This window comes from Micromonospora chaiyaphumensis (genome assembly GCF_900091435.1).
Lineage (GTDB): Bacteria > Actinomycetota > Actinomycetes > Mycobacteriales > Micromonosporaceae > Micromonospora > Micromonospora chaiyaphumensis.
On record NZ_FMCS01000005.1, the window covers coordinates 37,008 to 60,897 of the forward strand.

6 protein-coding genes and 1 pseudogene are annotated in these 23,890 nt (G+C 76.3%); all 7 read right to left on the minus strand.

The window, feature by feature from the left end:
* Nucleotides 1-28 precede the first annotated feature (28 nt).
* A complete protein-coding gene (locus tag GA0070214_RS14885) occupies nucleotides 29-1,201 on the minus strand; it encodes a trans-sulfuration enzyme family protein (RefSeq protein WP_091263208.1) in 1,173 nt (390 codons plus the stop codon).
* Nucleotides 1,198-6,477 (minus strand): non-ribosomal peptide synthetase, encoded by a 5,280-nt coding sequence (locus GA0070214_RS14890; RefSeq protein ID WP_091263211.1) that lies wholly within the window; start codon nucleotides 6,475-6,477, stop codon nucleotides 1,198-1,200. Before GA0070214_RS14890 ends, GA0070214_RS14885 begins: the two co-directional genes overlap by 4 nt.
* Nucleotides 6,474-7,490 carry a TauD/TfdA family dioxygenase gene (locus tag GA0070214_RS14895; protein WP_091263213.1) on the minus strand — a complete coding sequence of 339 codons (1,017 nt, stop codon included), beginning with the start codon at nucleotides 7,488-7,490 and terminating at the stop codon, nucleotides 6,474-6,476. The genes GA0070214_RS14890 and GA0070214_RS14895 overlap by 4 nt, the downstream gene beginning before the upstream one ends.
* A complete protein-coding gene (locus GA0070214_RS14900; protein ID WP_091263215.1) occupies nucleotides 7,487-8,560 on the minus strand; it encodes a TauD/TfdA family dioxygenase in 1,074 nt (357 codons plus the stop codon). The genes GA0070214_RS14895 and GA0070214_RS14900 overlap by 4 nt, the downstream gene beginning before the upstream one ends.
* A 3-nt stretch (nucleotides 8,561-8,563) precedes the next feature.
* Entirely contained in the window at nucleotides 8,564-10,633 is a 2,070-nt protein-coding gene (locus GA0070214_RS32115) for a condensation domain-containing protein (RefSeq protein ID WP_208602782.1), read from the minus strand.
* A 120-nt stretch (nucleotides 10,634-10,753) separates the two neighbouring features.
* Nucleotides 10,754-11,693: pseudogene (locus GA0070214_RS33030) on the minus strand (AMP-binding protein); the annotation flags it as partial.
* A gap of 89 nt (nucleotides 11,694-11,782) precedes the next feature.
* Nucleotides 11,783-23,635 (minus strand): hybrid non-ribosomal peptide synthetase/type I polyketide synthase, encoded by an 11,853-nt coding sequence (locus GA0070214_RS14915; RefSeq protein ID WP_091263217.1) that lies wholly within the window; start codon nucleotides 23,633-23,635, stop codon nucleotides 11,783-11,785.
* Nucleotides 23,636-23,890 lie beyond the last annotated feature (255 nt).

Below are 23,890 nucleotides of genomic sequence, written 5' to 3' on the forward strand. Positions count from 1 at the left end.
CGGACCATGCACCGGCGCCCGCCCCGCGTCAGGTCGGTACGGTGTCCAGCGCCGCCCGGAAGTCGTCCACCAGGTCGGACGTGTCCTCGATGCCGGTGGACACGCGGACCAGCCCCTCCCCGATGCCGGTGGCTGCCAGCTGGCCGGCGTCCACGATCCCCGCCCACATCGACCGGGGATGCACCACCAGCGTGCTGACGCTGCCCAGGCTGGCCGCGCGCTTCGCCAGCCGCAGCCCGGCCAGCAGGGCGGCGGCCCCCGCCCGGCCCGCCGCGAGGTCGACGCCGAGCACCCCGCCGAAACCGGTCATCTGCCGGCGCGCCAGGTCGTGCTGGGGGTGCGACGGCAGCCCGGGGTAGCGGACCCGGGCCACCGCCGGGTGCCCCTCCAGGGCCCGGGCCAGGGCGAGGGCGTTGTCGTTGTGCCGCTGCACCCGCAGCGGCAGCGTGCGGATGCCGCGCAGCAGGAGCCAGGCGTCCACCGGGCCGAGCGTGCTGCCGGTGACGATCGACGTCCGCCACACCCGCTCGACGAGCCCGGCGGGGCCGACGACCACGCCGGCCGACACGTCGGAGTGACCGCCGAGGAACTTGGTGCCGCTGTGCCAGACCAGGTCCGCCCCGGCGCCCAGCGGCCGCTGGTTGACCGGCGTGGCGAAGGTGTTGTCGACCACCACGAGCGCGCCCGCCGCGTGGGCCGAGGCGGCCACCGCCGCCAGGTCGGTCAGCTCCAGCAGCGGGTTGCTCGGCGTCTCCACCAGCACCAGGCGGGTCTCCGGGCGCAGCGCCCGCTCGAACGCCCCGCTGTCGGTCTGGTCGACCTGGGTGCAGGACACCCCGAAGCGCGGCAGCAGGCCGGTGGCCAGCGAGGTGGTGCCGCCGTACGTGCTGCGCTGCACCACCACGTGGTCGCCGGCGGAGAGCAGGGCCAGGGCGATCGTGCTGATCGCGCCCATGCCGGAGGCGGTGACCAGGCCCGTCTCCGCCCCCTCCAGCTCGGCGACCACGGCCGCCACCTGGGCGTGGTTCGGGTTGCCGTAGCGGGTGTAGAAGGCGCTGCCCCGGGCCTCGGTGGCGATCTCGGTGAACCGCTCGTCGGACTCGGCGCTGAACGTCGCGCTCTGCACGATCGGCGGCGCCACGGCCCCACCGGGGACCAGGCCGTCGTCGCCGTGCACGGCGGCCGTGCCGGGGCCGGTCATGAGCGCGCCACCCGGTCCACCAGCGCCCCGTAGCTGCCCAGCGCCGTGAACTCGGGCAGCGTGAGGTCGCTGCCGTGGCGCTGCCGCAGCACGGTGACCAGCCGCAGGGCGCGCAGCGAGTCCCCGCCGGCGGCCAGGAAGTCGGTGCCCGGATCACGCGGCGCGGCACCGAGCACCTCCTGCCAGGCGCCCGCCACCCGGGTGGCCCACTCGCCGCGCGCGTCGCCGGCCGCCGGCCCGGCGGGGGCGACGGGCGGCAGGGGCGCGGCCGGGTCGGCGGCCAGCAACCGGCGGAAGCCGTCGGCCAGGGCGTCCACCCGTTCCGCGGGAACGTGCCGGTGGTCGTACTGGACGGTGAGGGCCAGCCGGCCGGTCCCGGCGTCCAGTTCGGCGTCGACGGCGAGGCTGAACGCCACGTCGACGGTGATGCCCCGGCTGTCCACGATGCGGCTGCCGCCGTCGGCGGGACCGTGCGGGAAGTGCGTCCAGTTGAAGAAGTGGTCGAAGCGGGGGCCGGCGCCGCCCGCGCGGACGATCTCGGCGAGCGGGAACCGGTGGTGCCCCATCAGCTCCCGTTCCGCCCGCCACACCTCGGCGGCCAGTTCGGCGGGGGACCGGGTGCCCAGCGCCACGCGCACCGGCAGGGTGTTGAGGAACAGGCCCAGGGTGGCGTCGCTGCCCTCGCCCTCCGGCCGGCCGCCGACGACCAGGCCGCTGACCACGTCGTCCCGGCCGGCCAGTTCGCCGATCAGCCGCAGGTGGGCGGCGAACAGCCAGGACTTGACCGGGACGCCGGCTGCCCGGGCCGCCGCGCCGACGGCCTCCGTGGTGCCCGCCCGCAGCGGCACCCGCTGGGTGGTGGTGGTCCGCGGCTGCGCCCCGCCGAGCAGCAGCGGCCGTGCCGAGCCGGCCCCGTCCAGCCAGAACCGGCGGGTGGCCGGGTCGGCCAGGGCGCGCCGCTCCGCCGCCACGTACTCCCGGAACGGCAGGCCGGGATCGGCCGGGCGGGCCCGGCCGGCCCGCTCACCGTCGTACGCGGCGAGCAGGTCGGTGAGGAACCGGTGCAGGCTCCAGCCGTCGAGGATGCCGTGGTACTCGGCGACGATCAGCGTGAACGCGTCGTCGTCCTCCCGCACGGCGTGCAGGCGCAGCAACGGCGGGCGGGCCCAGTCGAACGGGCGTGCCCGCTCCTCGGCGACGAGGTCGTCGATGCGCGCCCGGCGGGCCTGCGGGTCGGCGCCGGCCAGGTCGGTCACCGGCACCTCGACCGGCACGTCCGCGTGCACGAGCTGCAACGGCTCGGAGTACGCGCCCAGCGCGAACCCGGTCCGCAGCACCGGATGGGCGGCCACCAGCCCGGCCAGCGCGCGGCGCAGCGCCGCCGCGTCCAGCGGTGCGGCGACCCGGTGCGCCGTGACGTTGTGGTACATGGCCGGGTCGCCGGTCAGCTCGCCGTGGTAGACCATGCCCTGCTGGAGCGCGGTCATCGGGTACGCGTCGGCGAGCCCGCCCGGCAGCCGTTCCCGGTCGGCGGCGGACACCAGCGCGAACCGCCCGGTCTCCGCCACGCCGGGCCCGGTCTCGACGCCGTCGAGGTTGAGCTGCCCGTGCTCGACCAGCTCCCGGATCGTCTGGTGGGTGAAGATGTCGTTGAGCTGGAAGGACAGCCCGCGCTTCTGCGCCGCCACCTGCATCTGGATGCTGCGGATCGAGTCCCCGCCCAGGGCGAAGAAGCTGTCGGTCACCCCGAAGTCGGCCACCCCGAGCACCTCGCGCCACGCCTCGACCAGGATCTCCTCGGCCCGGTTGGCGGGGGAGACGCCCGCGCCGGGCCGGCCGAGGCGTGGCGCGGGCAGCGCCGCGCGGTCGAGCTTGCCGTTGCGGGTCAGCGGCAGCTCGTCGAGGAGCACGACCGCGGCCGGGAGCAGGTGGGCGGGAAGCCGGTCGGCCAGCCAGCCGGACAGCCGCTCGGACAGCGGGCCGCCCGCCGGTGCGGCCGCCGTGACCACCGCGGGTCGCGGGTCGTCGGCGTACCCGGGACGCACGGCGTGCAGCGTGTGCCGGTCGGTGCCGGCCAGCAGGTCGTCCTGCCGGGTGACCACGGTGAAGCCACGCGCCTCGAAGAGGGCGACCAGCTCGGCGAGCCGGCCCGCGGTGTCGGCACCGGGCGCGTCGTGCACCTCCATGGCGACCTGCGCGATGAGCGGCCAGTGCCGGTCCTCCAGCCCGGCCAGCACGTCCGCCTCGGCCCGCTGCACGTCGATCTTCAGCAGGTCGATCCGCTCCGGGGCGAGCTCGTCCAGGACGGCCGAGAGCGGCCGCACCGGCACGGTGAGCTGCCGGCCGGCGAAGCGCTCGGCGAGCAGTTCGTCCACCCGGCCGAGCAGGACGTCCCGCTCGTCCGCGCCGGCGTCGCGCTCGTTGGTCAGGTACCGCTTGATCACCGCGACCTCGGCGTCCGGGTCGGCGTAGGCGGCGTGGCCGGACATCATCGAGTAGCCCGGGTAGTAGGTGAAGGACACCTCCCCGGCCGCCCGGGCCAGCCCGAACCCGTGCACGGTGGCCGGCACGCCGAACTCGGCGACGTTGCGGCGCAGCACGTCCACCACCGACGGCACCGGCTCGAACGCGTGGATCGTCGCGTCCGGACAGACGGCGTGGACGAAGAGCGAGAACATGCCGATGTTCGCGCCCACGTCGAGCACTGTCGCACCGGGCCGCAGCACGATGCCGTCGCGCAGGTAGACCTGCTGCACGAAGATCTCGTCGTACAGGTAGCGGGTCTCGTGGGGGTTGACCCCGGCGATCCGGTCGACGTCGACGGCCGGGGCCGGCCGCTCGCCGGGCCGGACGTAGGCGACGAGCCGGTCGCCGTACCCGTCGTCGTCGCGGGCGACCACCGCGGCGTCGGCGACCTCGGGGTGCCCGCGCAGGACGGCGGCGACCTCGCCCGGCTCCACCCGGAACCCGTGGATCTTCACCTGGTCGTCCAGGCGGCCCAGGTAGCGCAGCCGCCGGTCGGCGTCGAAACGGACCCGGTCGCCGGTCCGGTAGACCCGCGCGGTGCCACCGGACGGCAAGGCCACCTCGACGAAGCGCCGGGCCGTGGCCTCCGGGTTGCCCAGGTAGCCGTCGGCGAGCTGCGGGCCGCTGACGCAGAGTTCGCCGGCCACGCCCGGCGGCACCGGCCGCAGGCGCTCGTCCAGCACCCACACCCGGACGCCCGGCAGCGGCCGGCCGATGGTCGGGGCGTCCCCGGCGCGGATCTCCGCGGCGCTGGTGTCCACGGTGCACTCGGTCGGGCCGTACAGGTTGACGGCGCGGACGCCGGGCAGCGCCGCGACCGTGTCCCACAGGTCCGGCGGGACCGCCTCGCCGCCGAGCAGCAGCAGGCCGGGCAGCCGGGTGTCCCCGGCACCGGCGAGCAGGATGCGCAGCTGGGCGGGGGTCAGGTCGAGCACGTCGACGCCGTTGCCGGCCAGCGCGGCGGCGAGCGCCGCGCCGTCCCGGCGGACCTCCTCGGGCACCAGGTAGAGGCTGCGGCCGTGGCCGAGCTGCACGAGCTGCTTGACCGAGGCGTCGAAGGTGAGCGGGGCGTTCACGGCCACCCGCAGGCCGGGGTGGCTGCCCGCGTACACGGTCTGCTCCAGCGCGCCGGCGAGGTGCGCCGCGGCGCCGTGCGACACCTGGACCGGGCGGGGCGTGCCGGTGGAACCCGACGTGAAGATCACGTACGCCGGGTCGGCCGGGACCGGCGCCGCGGCGGGCGGCGGACCGCCGGCCGCGACCAGGTCCGCGACGCTCACGGTCGCCGGGCCGCCGGCGCCGACGACGACCTCCGCGCCGACCGCCCGGAGCTGGGCGGCCAGGCGCGGCGCCGGGGCGTCCGGGTCCAGCGGCACGAACACGGCCCCGGCCCGCAGCACGCCGAGGAACGCCACGACGGTCTCCCGGGACCGGGCGGCCAGCACCCCGACCGGAGCGCCGGCGAGGCCACGCGCCGCGAGGGCACCGGCCACCCGGCCGGCCCGTTCGCGCAGCTCGTCGGCGGTGTACGCGCCGTCCGCGGCGACCACCGCCGGGGCATCCGCGGCCATCCCGGCGAGGCCCGCGTCCAGCAGGTCCACGAGGGTACGCGCGGCCACCTCGGAGGGGGTTCCGGCCGCGTCGGACAGCCAGCTGGCCTCCCCGTCGCCGAGGACGGCGAGCGGGGCGCCGTCGGTGAGCGCGGCGGGCAGGCTGCGCAGGACGGCCAGCAGCGCGTCGAGCAGCCACTGCCCGCCGATCACCCGCAGGACGACCCGGTCGCCCTCGGCCAGCGCGGTGAGCTGCGGGCCGGCAGCCGGTGCCGGGTCGGCGACCGTCACCTGCACGGCGCCGAGACCGGCCACCGTGGACGCGTCCACGGCGGGCAGCAGCGCGAAACCGGCGACCGCCCCGGACTGCTCGTCCACCGGGTCGACCAGGTGGAACGTCTCCTCGGCGGCGACCTCGGCGGCGCGGACGCCGGCCAGCAGGTCGGCGGGGGCGGCCGGCAACGGCAGGGCCAGCCGCAGCGGGCCGTAGCCGCCCAGCGGGCCCACCACCCCGGCGGTGCCGTCGGCCTGCCGGCCGTCGCTCCACCGGGCCAGCACCAGGTCCGCCTCGTCGGCCCCGTCCGGCGCCTCGGCCCGGCGGGACACGGCGACAGCCCAGGCGGCGAGCAGCACGGTGCCCGGCTCGACGCCCGCGGCCCGGGCCGCGTCGGCGAGCGCGGCGGCCGGCACCGTCGCGGTGACGATCGCGCTCGGGTCGTCCCCGGCCGGCGTGACCAGCCGGGCGGCCGGCGCGGCCGGCGCGCGGGCCGGCGCCTGCTCCCGCTCCTCCAGCTGCCACTCGGCGACGTCGAGGAACTGCAACGCCTCCGGGTCCTCCGGCAGCACCTCGCCGGCGTACGCCTGAGCCAGGTCGGCCAGGACCAGCCGGAGGCTCGCCGGGTCGGCGATCAGCGGGGTGGCGGCCAGCTCCAGCGCGTCGTCGGTCAGCGTGACCGACAGGTCGCCCTGGGCCCCGACCGTCACGGCGCGGGCGTCGTCCACGTCCTGCAGCGGCACCCGCAGCCCGGGGTGGTGCACCAGGGTCAGCCGCAGCGCCTCGTGCCGGGCCACCACCGTGTCGACGGCGGCCTGCAACCGGGCCCGGTCCAGCGGCCGGCCGAGCCGGACCCGCGCCCGGACCAGGTCCTGCTTCCCGGCCCAGGCCAGGCGCTGGATCGGCGACAGACGGTATCCGTTCACACCACACTCCGATTGACGTAGAGGTCGGACATGGCGACCAGGATCTGCCGGTCGCCGCTGAAGGGTTCCCGGCCGTGGGTGGCCAGGAAGTTGTCCACCACCAGCACGTCGCCGCGCTGCCAGGGCACCGAGACGGCGTGCTGCCGGTACAGCTCACGGATGCCGGTGACCACCTCGTCGGGGATCGGCTCGCCGTCGCCGTAGTAGGCGTTGCGCGGCAGGCCGTCCGGGCCGTACTCGCGCAGCAGCGCGCCGGACACCTCGGCCGGCATGTTGGAGACGTGGAACAGGTGGGCGTGGTTGAACCAGACCGTCTCCCCGGTCCGCGGGTGCGTGGCGACCGCCTGCCGCCGGGCCCGGGTCCGCAGCCCGTCCCCGCCCAGCCAGGTGAACTCGGTCGCCGAGGCGGCGCAGTACGCCTCCACCTCGGCCCGGTCGGTCGTCTGGAAGGCCTCCTGCCAGGGCAGGTCCAGGTGCGGGCCGTAGTTGCGCACGTAGCTGACGCCGGCGCGGAGGAACCGCTCCCGCACGTCGGCCGGGATCAGCGGGGTGATGACCCGCTCGCTGGCCAGCGGGGTGGCCCCGCCGCTGCCGGTGGCCGGCTGCGCGCACCAGAAGTAGAGGAGGGTGGGCCAGTTGTGCGAGTACGACATCTCGTGGTGCAGCGGGATCCACTGCTCGGCGTTGAACTCGGTGGAGGTGAACACCCGGTCGGCGACCTCGTGCCGGGGGGCGGCCCGCTCCAGGTAGCCGAGCAGGTCCGGGCTGACCGCGCGGGCGGCCAGGCTGAAGTCGTCGGGGGTGCGCACCTCGAAGCCGCGGAAGAACACCGCGCCGTGGCGGTCCAGGTCGGCCAGCAGCTCGTCGTGGCGGCCGGCGAGCCAGGCCGCCAGGTCGAGGTCGGGCACGGCGGCCTCGACGAGCAGCACGAACTCCTCGTCCACGAGCACCCGCCGGGTCACCGGTGCGGTGACCGTGCCGGTGGCGCGCCGCCGCGGCCCCGGCCCGCTCACGCCCGGCCTCCCGCCGGGGTCGCCACGGCGCCCGCATCCAGAGCCCCGGTCAGCTCGGGCGCGGCGACCGGGTCGGACATCGCGGTGAGGATCCGCCGGGGCGAGGTGAACGGCTCCCGGGCGTGCGCGGCCAGCATGTTCTCCACCAGCAGCACGTCGCCGCGCTGCCAGGCGAAGGAGCGGGTCTCCGCGGCGTACGCGGCCCGCAGCTCGGCCAGCACGTCGTCGGGGATGGGCGTGCCGTCCCCGTACGCGGTCTGGTAGGGCAGGTCCTCGTCGCTCAGGGCGGCGCGCAGGCCGGCGCTGACGTCGTCGGGCAGCGAGGTGACGTGGAAGAACAGCGCGTGGTTGAACCAGGTCCGCTCCCCGGTGACGGGGTGGCGGCGCACCGCGGGACGGACCTGCCGGGTGCGCAGCTGCCGGTTGCCCACCCACTCCACGTCGATGAGCGCCCGGGCGCAGTACGCCTCGACCTCCTCGCGCCGCTCGGTCTGGAACGCGGTCTGCCAGGAGAGGCTGATGCCGGGCAGGTAGTTGCGCCGGTAGAGCACGCCGCGCCGCTCGAACTCGGCGACCGTCCCGGGGCGGAGCCGGGCCAGCACCCGGCGGCTGTCCGCGAGGGGGGTACGCCCGCCGGCGCCCGGCTCGACCTCGCAGTGGAAGACGATCCGCAGCGGCCAGTTCACCGTGTACGACTGCTCGTTGTGCAGCACGATCGGCTGGTCGGCCGGGTGCTCGGTGGAGGTGTACACCCCCTCGGTGATCTGGCTGCGCGGTGAGGAGCGTTCGCCGTAGGAGAGCACGTCGTCGGAGAGGGCGGCCATCACGGTGCGGAAGTCGTCGGCGCCGGCCACGGCGAAGCCGCGGAACAGCACCGCCCCGGCCCGCCGGGCCAGCTCGTCGACCTCGTCGCGGTGGCCGGCCAGCCAGCCGGGGAGGTCGACGTCGGGCACGTTGGCCCGCACCAGCGCCGGCAGCGGCCCGCCGGGCCAGTCGGGGCGCACGTCCACCAGGTTCCGCTCGCGGCCGCGCCGGGGGATGGTCCGCGCGACCCGGTTCTGCTCAGTCATCTCTCACTCTCCAGCGGTGTCGGCGCAGTCGGCGAGACTGCGCCGGGGGTCGGCGGCGGCGGTACCCAGCACCGCGCCGAAGCGGCGGTGCCACGCGACCACGCCGTCGTGGTCGAACAGGTCGGTGCGGTAGGTCCAGAGCGCCTCGAGCCCGTCCCGCCGCTCGTCGAGCCAGAGGGTCAGGTCGAGCCGGGCGGTGTCCGGGGTGAGTTCCACACCGGTGAACTCGATTCCGGCCGCGCCCCGGTGCCGGGCCGGCGGGGCGTTCTGCACCCCGAAGGCCACCTGGACGAGGGGGTTGCGCCGGGGCCGGCGGGTGGGCCGCAGCCGCTCCACCAGCAGGTCGAAGGGCACGTCCTGGTGGGCGGCGGCGAACAGGGTGACCCGGCGGGCCTCGGCGAGGAGGTCGGCGAAGCTGCGCCCGGGGGCCGGCCGCAGCCGCAGCGGCAGGGTGTTGACGTGGCAGCCGACGCTCTGCTCGGCAGCGAGGCTGGTCCGTCCCGCGAAGGCGACACCGACGAGCAGGTCGCGCCGGCCGGTGGCGGCGCCGAGCAGGGTGGCGAACGCGGCCAGCCCGACCATGTGCAGGCTGGCGCGCCCGGCCCGGGCCAGGTCGCGGGCCGCTCCGGCGGTGGCGGCGTCCAGGGTGGTCCGCAGCGCGGCACCGGGCGGCGGGCCGTCCTGTGCGTCCAGGGTGGTCCGTGGCGCGGCGCCGGGTGGCGAGCCGTCGCCGGGTCGGCCGGCGGGCGGCGTGTTCCGCGTCGGCGCGGCGGCCGGAGCGGTCCAACCCTGCCGCGGTGGGGTGGTGGGGGGGTCGAGCAGGTCGGGGGCGCCGCGCACCTCGTCCAGCACCTCGGCGACCGCCCGCCGACCGGCCGGCCCGGCCAGCCAGTCGCGCTGGGCAACGGCGAACGCCGCCGGGCCGACCGCCGGCCGGTCGGGCGCCGCCGCCGGGTCGCCCGCGCGGTCGTACGCCTCGGCGAGGTCCCGCACGAGCACGCCGAACGACCAGTCGTCGCAGACGATGTGGTGCACGACCAGCAGCAGCGCCAGCGCCCGGCCGGTGCCGTCCGGCACGAGGTGGGCGCGGAGCAGCGGGCCGGCGGCCAGGTCCATGGGCGCCCGGGTGGCCCCGGCGGCGAGCCGGCGCAGCCGCGCGTCGAGCGGCGCGCCCGGATCGGCGGGCGCGAGGACCGGCGCGGTGCCGGCGGCGGGGCGGACGTGCTGCACCGGCCCGTCCGGGCCGGACGGGAAGACCGTGCGCAGCGCCGGGTGCCGGTCCACCACCCGGCGCAGCGCCCGGGCCAGCCGGTCCGGGTCCAGCGGCGTGGCGAACCGGACCGCGAAGGCCAGCAGGTAGGAGGTGTCGGCCGGGTCGAGCCGGTGGAGGAACCAGAGCCGGGTCTGCGCGGCGGAGAGCGGGGCGGGACCGGCCGGCGCGGGGCCGGCCGGCTCGGCGACCGGCTCCGCGCCCTCGGCCAGCCCGTCGAGGTGGGCGGCCAGCGCGGCGACGGTCGGGTGGGCGAAGAGGTCGCCCGGCCGGACCGGCCGGCCGGTGGCGGCGGCCAGCCGGGTGGCGCAGCGGACCGCGAGCAGGGAGTCCCCGCCGAGGGCGAGGAAGTCGCTGTCGGCGCCGGTCACCGGCACCCCGAGCAGCTCCCGCCAGACCGTGGCCACCGTGCCGGCCGTGCCGTCGAGCGCGGCGGATGTGCCGTCGCCGAGGGCCGGTGCGGGCAGGGCCGAGCGGTCCACCTTGCCGTTGGGCAGGGTGGGCAGCCGGTCCAGCCACACCACGGCCGCGGGGACCAGCGGGGCGGGCAGCGCCTCGGCCAGCCGGGCGCGGACGTCGTCGCGCCGCTCGCCCACCAGGTAGCCGACCAGCAGCGGGTCTCCGCTCGGTCCGGGCCGCACGGCGGCGGTCGCCTCGCGTACGCCGGGCAGGGCGGCGAGGCGGGCCGCCACCTCGCCCAGCTCGATCCGGTAGCCCCGCAGCTTCACCTGGTCGTCGAGCCGGCCCAGGTACGCGAGCTGCCCGTCCGGCCGCAGCCGGACCCGGTCTCCGGTGCGGTACATCCGCTCGCCGGGCCGGAACGGGTCCGGCAGGAACCGGGCGTCGGTCTCCTCCGGCCGGTCGAGATAGCCCCGGGCCAGGCCCGCCCCGGCCAGGTGCAGCTCGCCCGGCTCGCCGGGCGGGACCGGCTGGCCGGCCGGGTCGAGGACGTAGGCGCGGGTCCGCGGCAGCGGCCGGCCGATCGGCGTCCGGCGGCACCTCGGCCCAGGTCGAGTAGGTGGTGTCCTCCGACGGGCCGTAGAGGTTGCAGAGCCGGCGGACGTGCGGGCGGGACCAGACGCGGGCGGCCAGTGCGGCGGTCAGCGGCTCGCCGGCCAGGCAGACGGTGCGCACGCTCGCCGGCAGGGCCTCCGCGGTGAGCAGTTCGCCCATGGCCGAGGGCACGGTGTTGACCAGCGTGACCGGCAGCCGCTCGGCGCCGGGGGCCGCGAGCGCCAGCACGTCGTCGACCAGCAGCACCCGGCCGCCCCAGCAGAGCGGGCCGAAGATCTCGAACACCGACAGGTCGAAGCAGACCGAGGTGGCGGCGAGCAGGCCGCCCAGTTCGGCGTCGTCGAAGGTCTGCCGGACCCAGTGCATGAGCACTGAGGCCGAGCGGTGCTCGATGGCCACACCCTTGGGCCGTCCGGTGGATCCCGAGGTGTAGATGACGTACGCCAGGTCCGCCGGTGTGACGGGCGCCGTCGGGTCGGTCGGGTCCTCGACCGGGTCGAGCCGGTCGACGGGGACGGCCGTCTCGGGGAACCGGCCGGCGAGGTCGGTGCGGGTCAGCACCAGCCGCACGCCGGAGTCGGCGGTCATGAACGCCACCCGGGCCGGCGGGTACGCCGGGTCCAGCGGCACGTAGGCGGCGCCGGCCTTGAGCACGGCGAGCAGGGCGACCACCAGCTCGGGGGTCCGCGGCAGGCAGACGCCCACCCGGTCCTCCCGGGTCACCCCGCGCCGCAGCAGCACCCGGGCCAGGCGGTTCGCCGCCTCGTCCAGCTCCTGGTAGGACAGTGCGTGGTCGCCGTGCCGGACCGCCTCGGCCTCCGGGGTGCGGGCGGCCTGCGCGGCCACCATCCGGTGCAGGCAGTCCACGGTGGCCGGACCGCCGGTCGCGCGGCGGCCGGTGCTCCGGCGGGTCGGGCCGGCGGGCCGGGTGGGGGCGCTCACCGGCGGGCCCCTTCGCTGCGCAGCAGCGCGAGCCGCCGATCGGCCTCCTCCTGGAGCCGGTCCTTGTCGGCCAGGATGATCGTGCCGGGGTCGTTGTCGGGCAGTTCGTCCTCCACGTTCCGGATCGGCCGGTAGGCGATGCCCGCGGCGGCCAGGGCCAGCGCGCACAGCCCGGCCACGATCGCCGCGAGGGCCATGCCGCGTCCGGGGCCGGTGCCGACGACGCCGGCCAGCACGCCGCCGGGAGCGGCCAGCGGGGCGAAGACGTGCTCGGCGAGCGGGCCGGCGCTGAGGAAGCCGGCCGGCACCATGAGCCAGGACAGCATCTGCCCCATGGACAGCACCCGGCCCTGGAGTTCGAGCCCCACCTTGGCCTGCACGATGGCGAGCCAGTGGGTGTTCACGAGCGCCGTGGCCAGGCCCATGCCGAACAGGCCGAGCGCCGGGAACAGCGGGCTGGGACGCAGGCCGACGGTGAGCAGCGAGACGCCCAGCAGCACGACGCCGGCCAGGATCCCGGTGGTACGCCGGGCCGTGCCGCCCCACACGCCCATGAGCACCGAGCCGACCACCATGCCCACGCCGCTGGCGGCGAGCACCCGGCCGAGCACCGCCGGGTCGCCGAAGGACAGCGTCAGCGGGGTGACCAGGACCTCGACCATGGCGAAGAAGTAGTTCAGCGACGCGACCAGCACCACGAGGGCGACCAGGCCGTGCCGGCGGACGATGAACCGCCAGCCGCCGAGGACCTCCCGCCGGAACGGCTCCTCCCGCTTGACGAACAGGGTGTCCGGGAAGCGGACCGACAGGGTGACGAGCACCGCCACGGCGAAGGTGAGCAGGTCGATGACGACGATCCCGCGCAGCCCGACGGCGATCACCAGCGCGCCACCGACCAGTGGCGCCAGCACGGTGCTGGTGGCCGTGCCGAGCGAGACGATGCCGTTGGCCCGCCCGTAGTACCGCTTCGGCACCAGTTGCGTGACGGCCGCCAGGTAGGCGGGTTGCTGGAACGCGGTGGCCACCGCCGTGACGGTGATCGCCGTGAACACCTGCCAGAGCTGGAGCTGACCGAGCCAGAGCAGCAGCGCGAGGCTCACCGTGCCGGTGGCGGCCAGGCAGTCCGCGAGGATCATGATGCGTCTGCGGTCCCACCGGTCGGCGAGCGCGCCGGCGACGGGGGACAGGACCACGGCGGGCAGCAGCGCCAGCACGGTGGCCGTGGCGAACAGCGACACCGACCCGGTGCGCTGGTAGACCCACAGGCTCATGCCGAAACCGGTGAGCCCGCTGCCGATGAGCGAGACGAGCTGACCGATCGCGATGAGGTAGAACACCGCCAGGCTCGGCATGGCGCGGCGCGGGGCCGCCGGCTGCTCGCGCGGTGGCGCGGGCGCGGGTTCGGGCCCGGGCGCGGCCTCCGGCGTCACGGGCGGCGCGGCGCAGTGCGCCAGGATGATGTCCGCCAGTTCGGCCGGCTGGTGCTTGGCGAAGTAGTGGCCGGCGCCTTCGATGACCTCCAGCGACACCCGGTCGGCGAAGAACTCCCACTCCAGGTACCGCTCCTGGTACAACTCCGTGGCACGGTCGCCGCTACCCACGACGCTGACCAGCGGCGCCGACAGCTTCCGGGGCAGGCCCCCGGCGTAGGCGTCGGTGTAGTAGTCCTCGCCCTTCGCCGAGTCGGCCAGGACCACGCGCATCACGAAGTCCTTCTCGTTCTCGTCGAAGACCTCGGTGAAGAAGCCCATGGCGCGCAGCGACTCCAGGGTGCGCCGCTTCGACGTCCAGCGCTCCACCGGGAACCACCGCCGCAGCCAGCCGAACACCCGGCCGGGCAGCCGCGGGGCGGGGAAGTGGGCCCCGATGACCACGCCGGTCACCTCGACGCCGGCCACCTCCAGCCGGCGGGCCAGCTCGACCGCCTCGGCGCCGCCCACACAGTGCCCGTACACCGCCACCGGGCCGGTGATGTTCTCGACCACCTCGGCCACGCAGCCGTCGACCAGCTCGTCCAGGCCGAGCAGGGGCTCGTCCGGTCGGTTCACGTCGTGGCCGGGGCGCTCCAGGGCGTGGAGCGAGACACCCGCCGGCAACGCGTCGGCCAGGGGCTGGAACGTGACGGCGCTGCCGCCACCGAACGGTACGCAGACCAGGGTGAGCGTCGTCGGCGTGCCCGGCCGAGCCGGGGTCAGCTCGTGCAGCAGGCGCCCGACGGAGCCCCCGGTCGCCGCCAGGTGCTCGGTCAGGCCCCGGATCGTCGGGTGGCGGAACAGGTCGAGGACACTGATCGCCGGGTCGCTGCCGGCCAGGGCCTTGATCGCCTTGAACGAGTCGCCGCCGAGGTCGAAGAAGTCGTCGTCGATGCCGACGCTGCCGTACCCGAGGACCGCCGCCCACCGTTCGGCCAGGGCCCTGCGCAGCGGGGTGTCCGGCGGGGCGGCGCCGACGGCGGCCCCACCGCGGCGGGGCGCGGGCAGGGCCGACCGGTCGACCTTGCGGTTGGCGTTGAGCGGCATCCGGTCGAGCACCACGAACGCCGACGGCACCATGTAGTCCGGCAGGTAGGTGCGGGCGAAGGCCCGCCACGGCGCTGCGTCGACATCGAAGTCCGCGGTGACCTCCGGCGGCTCCGGGCCGGCGTCGCCGCCGGGGCCGGTCAGGGTCAGGTACGCCACGATGGACTTCTCGTCGCCGTCCTCGCGGACCACCACGGCGGCGTCGCGGACCGACTCGTGGCGGCGCAGCACCGCCTCGATCTCGCCCAGTTCGATGCGGAACCCGCGCACCTTGACCTGCGAGTCGGTGCGGCCGACGAACTCGATGCGGCCGTCGGCCAGCCGCCGGCCGAGGTCGCCCGTGCGGTAGAGCCGTCCGCCGCCGTCCGGGTCCGGCACGAAACGCTGGGCGGTCAGCGCCGCGTCGCCGTGGTAGTCGCGGGCCAGCCCGGCGCCGCCCAGGTACAGCTCACCCAGCACGCCCACCGGGGTGGGGGCGAGCCGCGCGTCGAGCACGTGCACGCGCATGTTGCCGATCGGGCGGCCGATGGTGAGCCGCGTGAAGCCCGGCTCGATCCGCTCCATGGTGGACCAGACGGCCGCCTCGGTCGGGCCGTAGAGGTTCCACAGCGCGTCCACCCGTTCGGCCAGTTGCCGGGCCAGCGGCGCCGACACCGCCTCGCCGCCGCACACCGCGGTCAGGCCGGGCGTCCCGGCCCAGCCGGACTCGATGAGCAGCCGCCAGGTCGCCGGGGTGCCCTGGGCCAGGGTGACCCCCTCGGTGCGCAGCAGGCCGGCCAGCCGGGGCGCGTCGTAGGCGACGTCGCGGCCCACCAGCAGCATCCGGGCGCCGACCACCAGGGGCAGGAACAGCTCCGGCACCGACATGTCGAAGGCGAAGCTCGCCATCGCGAGCATGGTGCCGTCGCCGGTCAGGCCGGGCCGCTCGCGCATGGTCGCCAGGGTGTTCACCACGGCGCCGTGGCTCACCCGAACCCCCTTGGGGCGGCCCGTCGAGCCGGACGTGTAGATGACGTACGCGAGGTCGTCCGGACCGGCCGCCACCTCGGGGTCGGTCGCCGGCTCGGCGTCCAGCGCCGCGCCTCCGCACACCACCTCGCCCGCGAAACCGGTGAACCGGTCCGCCAGGCCCGCCTCGGTGACCAGCACCCGGGCGTCGCTGTGCGCCAGCACGTACCGCTGCCGCTCGACCGGGTAGTCGGGGTCCACCGGCACGTACGCGCCGCCGGCCTTGAGCACGCCGAGCAGGGTGACCGGCAGTTCCTCCGAGCGGTGCAGGCAGACCGCCACCGTGACGTCCGGCCCGACGCCCGCCCGGCGGAGCCGGTGCGCGAGCCGGTTGGCACGGGCGTTCAGCTCGGCGTAGCTGAGCGTGGTCGCACCGAAGGCCACGGCGGGGCGGTCGGGCCGCGTCGCGACCTGGTGGGCGATCAGGTCCACCAGGGTGGGCCGGCCCGGCACCGGCCAGCCCGGCTCGGTGGCGGTGTCGTTCCACCCGGCGAACCGGTCCCGCTCGGCGGGGGTGAGCACGGCCAGGTCCGCGAGCCGGACGTCGGGGTCGGCGACGGCCGCGGCCAGCAGCGTCTCCAGGTGCCCCATCATCCGCTCGGCGGTCCCGGCGTCGTACAGCGCGGTGTTGTACTCCAGCCGGAACCGCAGCCCCTCGTCCACCTCGTACGCGTAGAGGGCCAGGTCCTGCTGCGCGATGCCCGGCTCGACGGCGAACGGGACCATCCGCAGCCCGGTCGTGCCCAGCTCCCGCTGCTCGGGCACGTTGAGCAGGTTGAACATCACCTGGAACAGCGGGTTCCGGCTGAGGTCGCGGGGCGCGTCGACGAGGTCCACGAGCCGCTCGAACGGCACCTCCTGGTGGTCGTACGCCCCCAGCGCCGTGCGCCGCACCTCGCCGAGCAGTTCGGCGAAGGTCCAGTCGCCGTCGAGCACGGTGCGCAGCGGCAGCATGTTGACGAAGAAGCCGACCATCGGTTCGAGCTCGGCGCGGACCCGCCCGGCGACCGGCGTGCCGACGCAGATGTCGCGCTGCCCGGTGTAGCGCCAGAGCAGGGCCTTCAGCGCGGCCAGCACGGTCATGGCCAGGGTGGCGCCCCGGGCCTGGCTGAACCGGCGCAGCCCGTCGGCGGCCCCCGCCGGCAGGAGCCGGGTGCTGACCGCGCCGTCGAAGGTCTGCACGGGTGGGCGGGGCCGGTCGGTGGGCACCTCCAGCACGCTCGCCACCCCGTCGAGCTGCCCGCGCCACCAGCGCAGGTCGTCGTTGTCCGGGTCGGCCAGCCGGCCGCGCTGCCAGCGCGCGTAGTCGCCGTACTGCACGGCCAGGTCGGGCAGCGGCGCGGGGCGGCCCTCCCGGGCGGCGTCGTAGAGGGTCGCGAGTTCGCCGGCGATGATACCGAGCGACCACCCGTCGGAGACGTTGTGGTGCATGGTCAGCGAGAGCACGTGCCGGTCGTCGGCGACGCGGAGCAGCACGGCCCGGAACAGCGGCCCGGCGGCCAGGTCGAAGGGGCGCCGGACGTCGGCGGCCAGCGCCGCGTGCACCCAGCCGGGCAGCGCGTCGGCGACCGCCGGCTCCACGATGCTCCGCGGGGCCGGCGCGTCGTCCGCGTCGTCGGGGGCGGTCAGCACCGGCAGGTCGACCGGTCCGGCCGGCCGGACCTCCTGGACCGGGTCGCCGTCGGGGCCGGGCGGGAACACGGTACGCAGCGACTCGTGCCGCCGGACCAGCTCGGCGAGGGCCCCGCGCAGCGCGCCGACGTCGAGGTCCCCGTCCAGCAGCAGCGCGGTGCTTACCGTGTACGCGTTCTGCGCGTACGCCTGGTCGAGGAACCACAGGCGGTGCTGGCCGGAGGAGAGCGGCGCCGGACCGGCGCCGGGATCGGCGCGGGGGATGGCCGGTTCCACGGGCGCGGCGGGGGCCGGCTCGGCCACGGCGGGCGCGGCGGGCGCGCCGACGGTCGCCGGCAGCGCCGCCGCGATCCCGGCGACGGTCGGCTGGGCGAAGACCGTCTCCAGCGGCAGCGCCACGCCGAGCCGGGCCCGCAGCCGCACCACGACCTGGGTGGCGAGCAGGGAGTGCCCGCCCAGCTCGAAGAAGTTGTCGTGTGCCCCGATCGGCCGGATGCCGAGCAGTTCGGCCCAGATCTCCGCCACGCGTTCCTGCGCCGGCGTGCCGGGGGCGACGTAGGCGGTGCTCAGGGCCGGCCGGTTGCCGGCGTCGACGGGCTCGGGGGCGGCCGGCGCGTCCGGTGCTTCGGGCCCCGGGAGGGTCGCCGCGCCGGAGCGCGGGGCCGCGTCCACCCAGTACCGCCGCCGTTCGAACGGGTAGCCGGGCAGGGCCAGCCGGCGGCGCCCGCCGCCGTGGAACCGGGCCCAGTCGACCGGCGCGCCGGCCAGCCACAGCCGGCCGACCGCGTCGAGCAGCGTGGTGAGGTCGTCGGCGTCGCCGCGCGGGTGCCGCATGGCCGCCACGGCCTGGCCCGGTCGCAGGCCGGCCAGCCGGGCCAGGCCCCCGAGGGCGTGCCCGGGGCCCAGCTCCGCGAGGACCACGTCCTGCTCGGCGAGGAGCGCGGCCGACTCGGCGAACCGCACCGGCTCGCGCATGTGCCGCACCCAGTACGCCGGGTCGGTGACCTGCCCCGGGGTGACCGGGCCGCCGGTGAGGTTGCTCAGGTAGGGGCGCTCCGGCTCGTGGTAGGTGACCCGGCGGGCGTGCTCCGCGAACTCGTCGAGCACCGGGTCGAGCAGGGCCGAGTGGTAGCCGCGGGCGACCCGCAGGGGCCGGCAGTCGACCCCGTCGGCGATGAGCCGCTCCCGCAGCGCCCCGACCGCCTCCGGGTCACCGGAGACCACGCACAGCTCCGGGGCGTTGACGGCGGCCAGCGCGATCCGGTCGTCCAGCAGGACGGCCACCGCGGCCTCGGGCCGGCTCACGGCGAGCATCGCCCCGGCCGGCGTCCGCTCGACCAGCGCGCCCCGGGCGCAGACCAGGCGCAGCGCGTCCTCCAGCGAGAAGACGCCGGCCAGGCAGGCCGCCACGTACTCGCCGAGGCTGTGCCCCACCATGAGGTCCGGGGTCACGCCCCGGGCGAGCAGCGACCGGGCGAGCGCGTACCCGGTGACGAAGAGCGCGGGCTGCACGAGCCGGGGCTGCGCGAGCAGCCGCTCGGCCCCGGTGTGGCCGTCCGGTGCCGGGCAGAGCACCGTGCGCAGGTCCAGCCCCAGGTCGTCGCGGACCAGGTCGGCGCACTCGTCCACCACGGCCCGGTAGGTCGGCTCGTCGCGGTAGAGGCCGGCGCCCATCGCCACGTGCTGGGCGCCGTGCCCGGGGAAGGCGAACACGAGCGGCCGCCGGCCGCCGGGGTGCACGCCGGTGAACTGCCGCTGCGGCGTGTCGAGGGCGGCCAGCGCGTCGGCGCGGTCCGCCGCGACGAGGAACCGCCGGTGGGGCATGGACTGGCGGCGGCCCAGGTTGGCCGCGACGTCGGCGAGCTCCACCTCGGGCCGCCCGGCGAGCCAGTCGCGGAGCCGGTGGGCCTGCCGGTCCAGCGCCTCACCGGTACGCGCCGACACGACCAGCAGGTGCGGCCCCGCGACCGGCTCGACCGGCGGCGCCGGTGTGGCCGGCGGCTCCTCCAGCACCACGTGCGCGTTGGTGCCGCCCATGCCGAACGAGCTGACCCCGGCCCGGCGCGGGCCGTCGACGGTCCACGGACGGGCGCTGTCGGTGAGGTAGAACGGGCTGCCCGCGAAGTCGATCGCCGGGTTGGGCTCGCTCACGTTGATCGCCGGCGGCAGCGTACGGCTCCACAGGGCCATGACCGTCTTGATGAGACCGGCCACCCCGGCGGCGGCGTCGGTGTGCCCGATGTTGGCCTTGACCGAGCCGAGGGCGCAGAAGCCGCGGTCGTCCGTGCCGCGCCGGAACGCCTCGGTCAGCGCGGCCACCTCGATGGGGTCGCCGAGGCTGGTGCCCGTCCCGTGTGCCTCGACGTAGCTCACCGAGCGGGGGTCCACGCCGGCCGTGGCCAGCGCGCTGCTGACCACCTCGACCTGGCCCGCGACGCCGGGCGCCGTGTAGCCGGTGCGGCGCGCCCCGTCGTTGTTGATCGCGGAACCGCGGATCACCGCGTAGACCGTGTCGCCGTCGGCGACCGCGTCCTCCAGCCGCTTCAGCGCGACGATGCCGACCCCGCTGGACTCGATGCTGCCGCGCGCGTCCGCGCTGAACGGGCGGCAGTGCCCGTCGGGGGAGTAGATCCCGCCGTCGTGGTAGAGGTAGCCGCGGCGCTGGGCCGGGAAGATGCTGACACCGCCGGCCAGGACCAGGTCGGACTCGCCGGTCAGCAGGCTCTGCCGGCCGAGGTGCACAGCCACCAGCGACGTCGAGCAGGCCGTGGCGACGGTGACCGCCGGGCCGGTGAGGTCGAGCTTGTAGGCGACCCGGCTGAGCAGGAAGTCCTTGTCGTTGCTGATCGAGAGCTGGTGCTCGCCGATGGTGCCGGCCAGCTCGGGGTGGCCGCTCAGGTGGTCGAGCAGGTAGCTGCTGCGTCCCGATCCGGCGAAGAGGCCGACCCGGCCGGGACGGCGGGACGGGTCGTGGCCGGCGTGCTCCAGCGCGTGCCAGGCGCACTCCAGCAGCAGCCGGTGCTGCGGGTCGAGGGTCTGCGCCTCCCGGGGCGTGATCCCGAAGAAGGCCGCGTCGAACTCGTCGATGCCCGGCAGCCAGGTGCCGGCCCGGACGTACGCCGGGTCGCCCAGCCGGTCGGGGTCCGCCCCGGCGGCGAGCATCTCCTCGACGCTGAACTCCCGGACCGACTCGACGCCGGTGCGGATGTTGTGCCAGTACTCGTCGACGGTGCGCGCGCCGGGGAAGCGGCAGGCCATGCCGACGACGGCGATGAGGCCGCCCGGCCGGCCGGTGTCCTCGTGGGCGCCGACGCGGGCGGCCGGGGCCGGCGCTGCGGCCGGCGCGGGCGCCCCGGTGGTGGCGGTGGTCAGGAACGTGGCCAGGGACTCGACCGTGGGGTGCCGGAACAGGTCGGTGACCGTGACGACGTCGCCGAGCCGGTCGCGCAGCCGTTCGAGGACGGCGAGCAGCCGCATCGAGTGGCCGCCGAGGTCGAAGAAGGTGTCCCGCACCCCGACCCGGTCGACGCCGAGCACGTCGCGCCACACGTCCATGACCAGCCGCTCCAGGCGGACCCGGGCCGCGTCCCACCCGTCGGGCGCGGGTGCCGGCGGTGCGGGGGCGACCGGCCGGGGCTCGGGTGCGGACCGCTGCCGGGGCACGTCCGCCGCGCGTCCGGGAGCGGGCAGCGCTGCGGTGTCCACCTTGCCGTTGCCGGTCAGCGGCAGCGCGTCGAGCCGGACGAACGCGGCGGGCACCAGATAGGACGGCAGGTCGGCGGCGAGCGCCGCGCGCAGGTCCGCGACGTCGGTCCCGGTCCCGCCCGCGAGGTACGCGACGAGCTGCGGGTCGTCCGGATCGTCCCGGCGCAGCTGCACCGTCACGTCCAGCTCCGGCCGGCAGCGGCGGACGGCCGCCTCGATCTCGCCGCACTCCACGCGGTAGCCGCGCAGCTTGACCTGGCGGTCGGTGCGGCCGAGGTATTCGAGGTGCCCGTCCGGACGCAGGCGGACCAGGTCGCCGGTGCGGTAGAGCCGGGCGCCGGGCACCGCCGAGAACGGGTCCGGGACGAACCGCTCGGCCGTCAACCGCGGCTGGTTCAGGTAGCCGCGCGCCACGCCGGCCCCGCCGACGTACAGCTCGCCGACCACGCCCGCCGGGACCGGGTTCCGCCACGCGTCGAGCACGTACAGCCGGGTGTTGGCGATCGGCCGTCCGACGGGGACGGAGCCGTCCTCGGGCGAGGCGGGATCGACCTCGTACGCGGCGCAGCCCACCACGGTCTCCGTCGGCCCGTACTCGTTGACCAGCGCGGTGCCGGGCGCGTGGGCCCGCCACGGCGCCACCTGGTCGGCGCGCAGGTTCTCGCCGCCGATCACGAAACACCGGGTGCGGCCGGCCAGCTCGGCGGGGCGGAGCTGGTGGCGGACCAGGTCGAGCTGCGCCGGGGTGATCTTGACGAGCCCGAACGGGGTCCGCTGCTCGCGCAGCGCCTCGCCCAGTGCCTCGGGGCCGAGGTGCTCGCCGATCATCCGCACGGTCGCCCCGCTGACCAGCGGAACCAGCAGGCTCGTCACGGTCAGGTCGAACCCGATCGACGAGTGCAGCGGGACGACGTCACCGGGCCGCAGCCGGTAGGCCTGGGCGGCCCAGCGCACGTAGTTGCACACGCCGCGGTGGGTGACCATGACACCCTTGGGGCGGCCGGTGGAGCCGGAGGTGTGGATGACGTACGCCAGGTCGTCCGCCGACGGCTGCGGCCGGCGGCGGGCGCGCCGCCGCGGCCCGCCGTTCCGGGCCGGTTCGACGGCTGGGACCGGCGTGTCGGGACCCGGCACCAGAAGCGCCGTGCCGTCGGGCACCAGGTGCGCCAGCTCGGCGCAGGTCAGCACGACCGGCGCGGCGGCGTCCGCGATCAGGTACCGCAGCCGGGCCGGCGGGTTGGCCGGATCCATGGGTACGTAGGCGGCGCCGGTCCGCAGCACGGCGAGGACCGCCACGGCGAACGGGACCGCGCGGGGCAGCAGCACCCCCACCAGGCTGCCGATGCCGACGCCCCGCCCGCGCAGCGTCTCCGCCAGCGCCTCGGCCCGGGTGTGCAGCTCCTGGTAGCTCAGCGCGGCGGAGCCGTCGGTCACCGCCACGGCGGCCGGGGTCTCCCGCGCCTGTCGCTCGATCAGCAGGTGGACCAGGTCGTCGGGCTCGGCGGGCGTGGCCGTGCGGTTCCACTCGCCCACGAGCTGCCGGTGTTCGTCGGGGGTGAGCATCGCGGCCGCGCCGACCGGCGCGCCCGGGTCGGCCAGCAGCGAGCGCAGCAGCGTCCGGAAGTGCCCGGCGAGGCGGGCCATGGCGTCGGCGTCGAACAGGTCGGTGCGGTATTCCAGCGCCGTGCGCAGGCCGTCGGCGTTCTCGCGGACCGCGACCGTGAGGTCGAACTTGGCGGTGTCGATCGGCACCTCGACCGGGGTGACCTGGAGGTCGTCCAGGCGCGGGGGCGTGGCCTCGCGGCCGTAGACGAACATCACCTGGAACAGCGGGGTGTAGCCGGGCCGGCGGGGTGGGCGCAGCGCCTCCAGCACCGTCCCGAAGGGAAGCTCCTCCCGGCTCAGGCCCTCCAGCGCGGCGGTGCGCACCCGCCCGAGCAGCGTCTCGAACGACGGGTCGTCGTCCAGGCGGGCCCGGACGGCGACGGTGTTCAGCAGCAGCCCGACGAGCCGCTGCGTCTCGGGCCGCCGCCGGTTGGCCACCGGCGTGCCCACCACGATGTCGCGCTGCCCCGTCCACCGCGCCAGCAGCACGTGCAGCGTGGCCAGCAGGACCATGTACGGGGAGACCCGCGCCCGGTGGCACAGCGCCGCGAGCGCCTCGGCGTCGACGTCGAGCGGCACCGACAGGGTGGCTCCCGCGCTGGACGGAACGGTGGGACGCGGCGCCCGGGTGGGCAGCTCCAGCACGGCCGGCGCGTCCGCGAACTCGGTGCGCCAGTGGTCGAGCTGGGCGGCCGCCTCCGGACCGTCGAGCCACTCCCGCTGCCGGACCGCGTGGTCGCGGCAGTCGGCCTCGACGGGGTCGAGGTGCGCCGGCCGGCCGGCGCGGTGCGCGGCGTAGAGCCGTTCCCACTCGTCGTGCAGGAGCCCGAGCGACCACTCGTCGACCGCGACGTGGTGGAAGGTCAGCAGGAGGACGTGCTCCTCCGGGGCGCACCGCAGCAGGAGGGCGCGGACCACGGGGCCGCGCTCGAGGTCCACGGGGGTGTGCGCCTCGGCGTGCATCCGGGCCTGGAGCTCCTGGTCGCGCTGCCAGGTGGGCAGCCCGCTCAGGTCGTGCACGCGCAGGAGCCCCGGGCGGGCCTCGTGGACCACCTGGACCAGGTGCCCCGCGTCGTCGCCGGGCGCGCCGTCGCCCGCCGGGGCGAGGGTGGTACGCAGGGCGGCGTGCCGGGCGACCAGGTCGTCGAAGGTGGCCGACAGGGCCGCCACGTCCAGCGGGCCGTGCAGCCGGTACGCCAGCGGCACCAGGTAGGTGGTCGTCCCCGGGTCGAGTCGGCTCAGCTGCCACATCTGGTGTTGTGCCGCGGAGGCCGGAGCAGGAGTCGCGTCGGCCAGAAAATTGCCGGCGTCGACCCTTGTGATCAGTGTTTTCATAAGACAGGTGCAGATCCCTCGATAGGAATTTCCTGTCCACATCATCGGCAGCGGTGATCTTCGGCGGGATCCCCGGATCGGACGGCCGTCGATGCGTTCGGCCGACGGGCTCGCACGTTCGTCTATTTTTTCGGCGGCGGTAACCTAGGCGACTGCACGGGCCCGTCGACCTCGCCTCCGAATGGTCGCCACACCGCCCGTACCAGGGGATTTGACCTCGTCGGGCAGGCCCGGAGGGCGGTGTCGCCGGCCCTGTCACGGCTCGCTGGCACCACTGTTGACAATCCGACTCCGGGGCCG

Bases quoted from the DNA above. Each gene is read 5' to 3' on its own strand.
- GA0070214_RS14885 (WP_091263208.1), bottom strand. From the start codon at position 1,201: ATGACCGGCCCCGGCACGGCCGCCGTGCACGGCGACGACGGCCTGGTC.
- GA0070214_RS14900 (WP_091263215.1), bottom strand. From the start codon at position 8,560: ATGACTGAGCAGAACCGGGTCGCGCGGACCATCCCCCGGCGCGGCCGC.
- GA0070214_RS32115 (WP_208602782.1), bottom strand. From the start codon at position 10,633: ATGTACCGCACCGGAGACCGGGTCCGGCTGCGGCCGGACGGGCAGCTC.
- GA0070214_RS14915 (WP_091263217.1), bottom strand. From the start codon at position 23,635: ATGATGTGGACAGGAAATTCCTATCGAGGGATCTGCACCTGTCTTATG.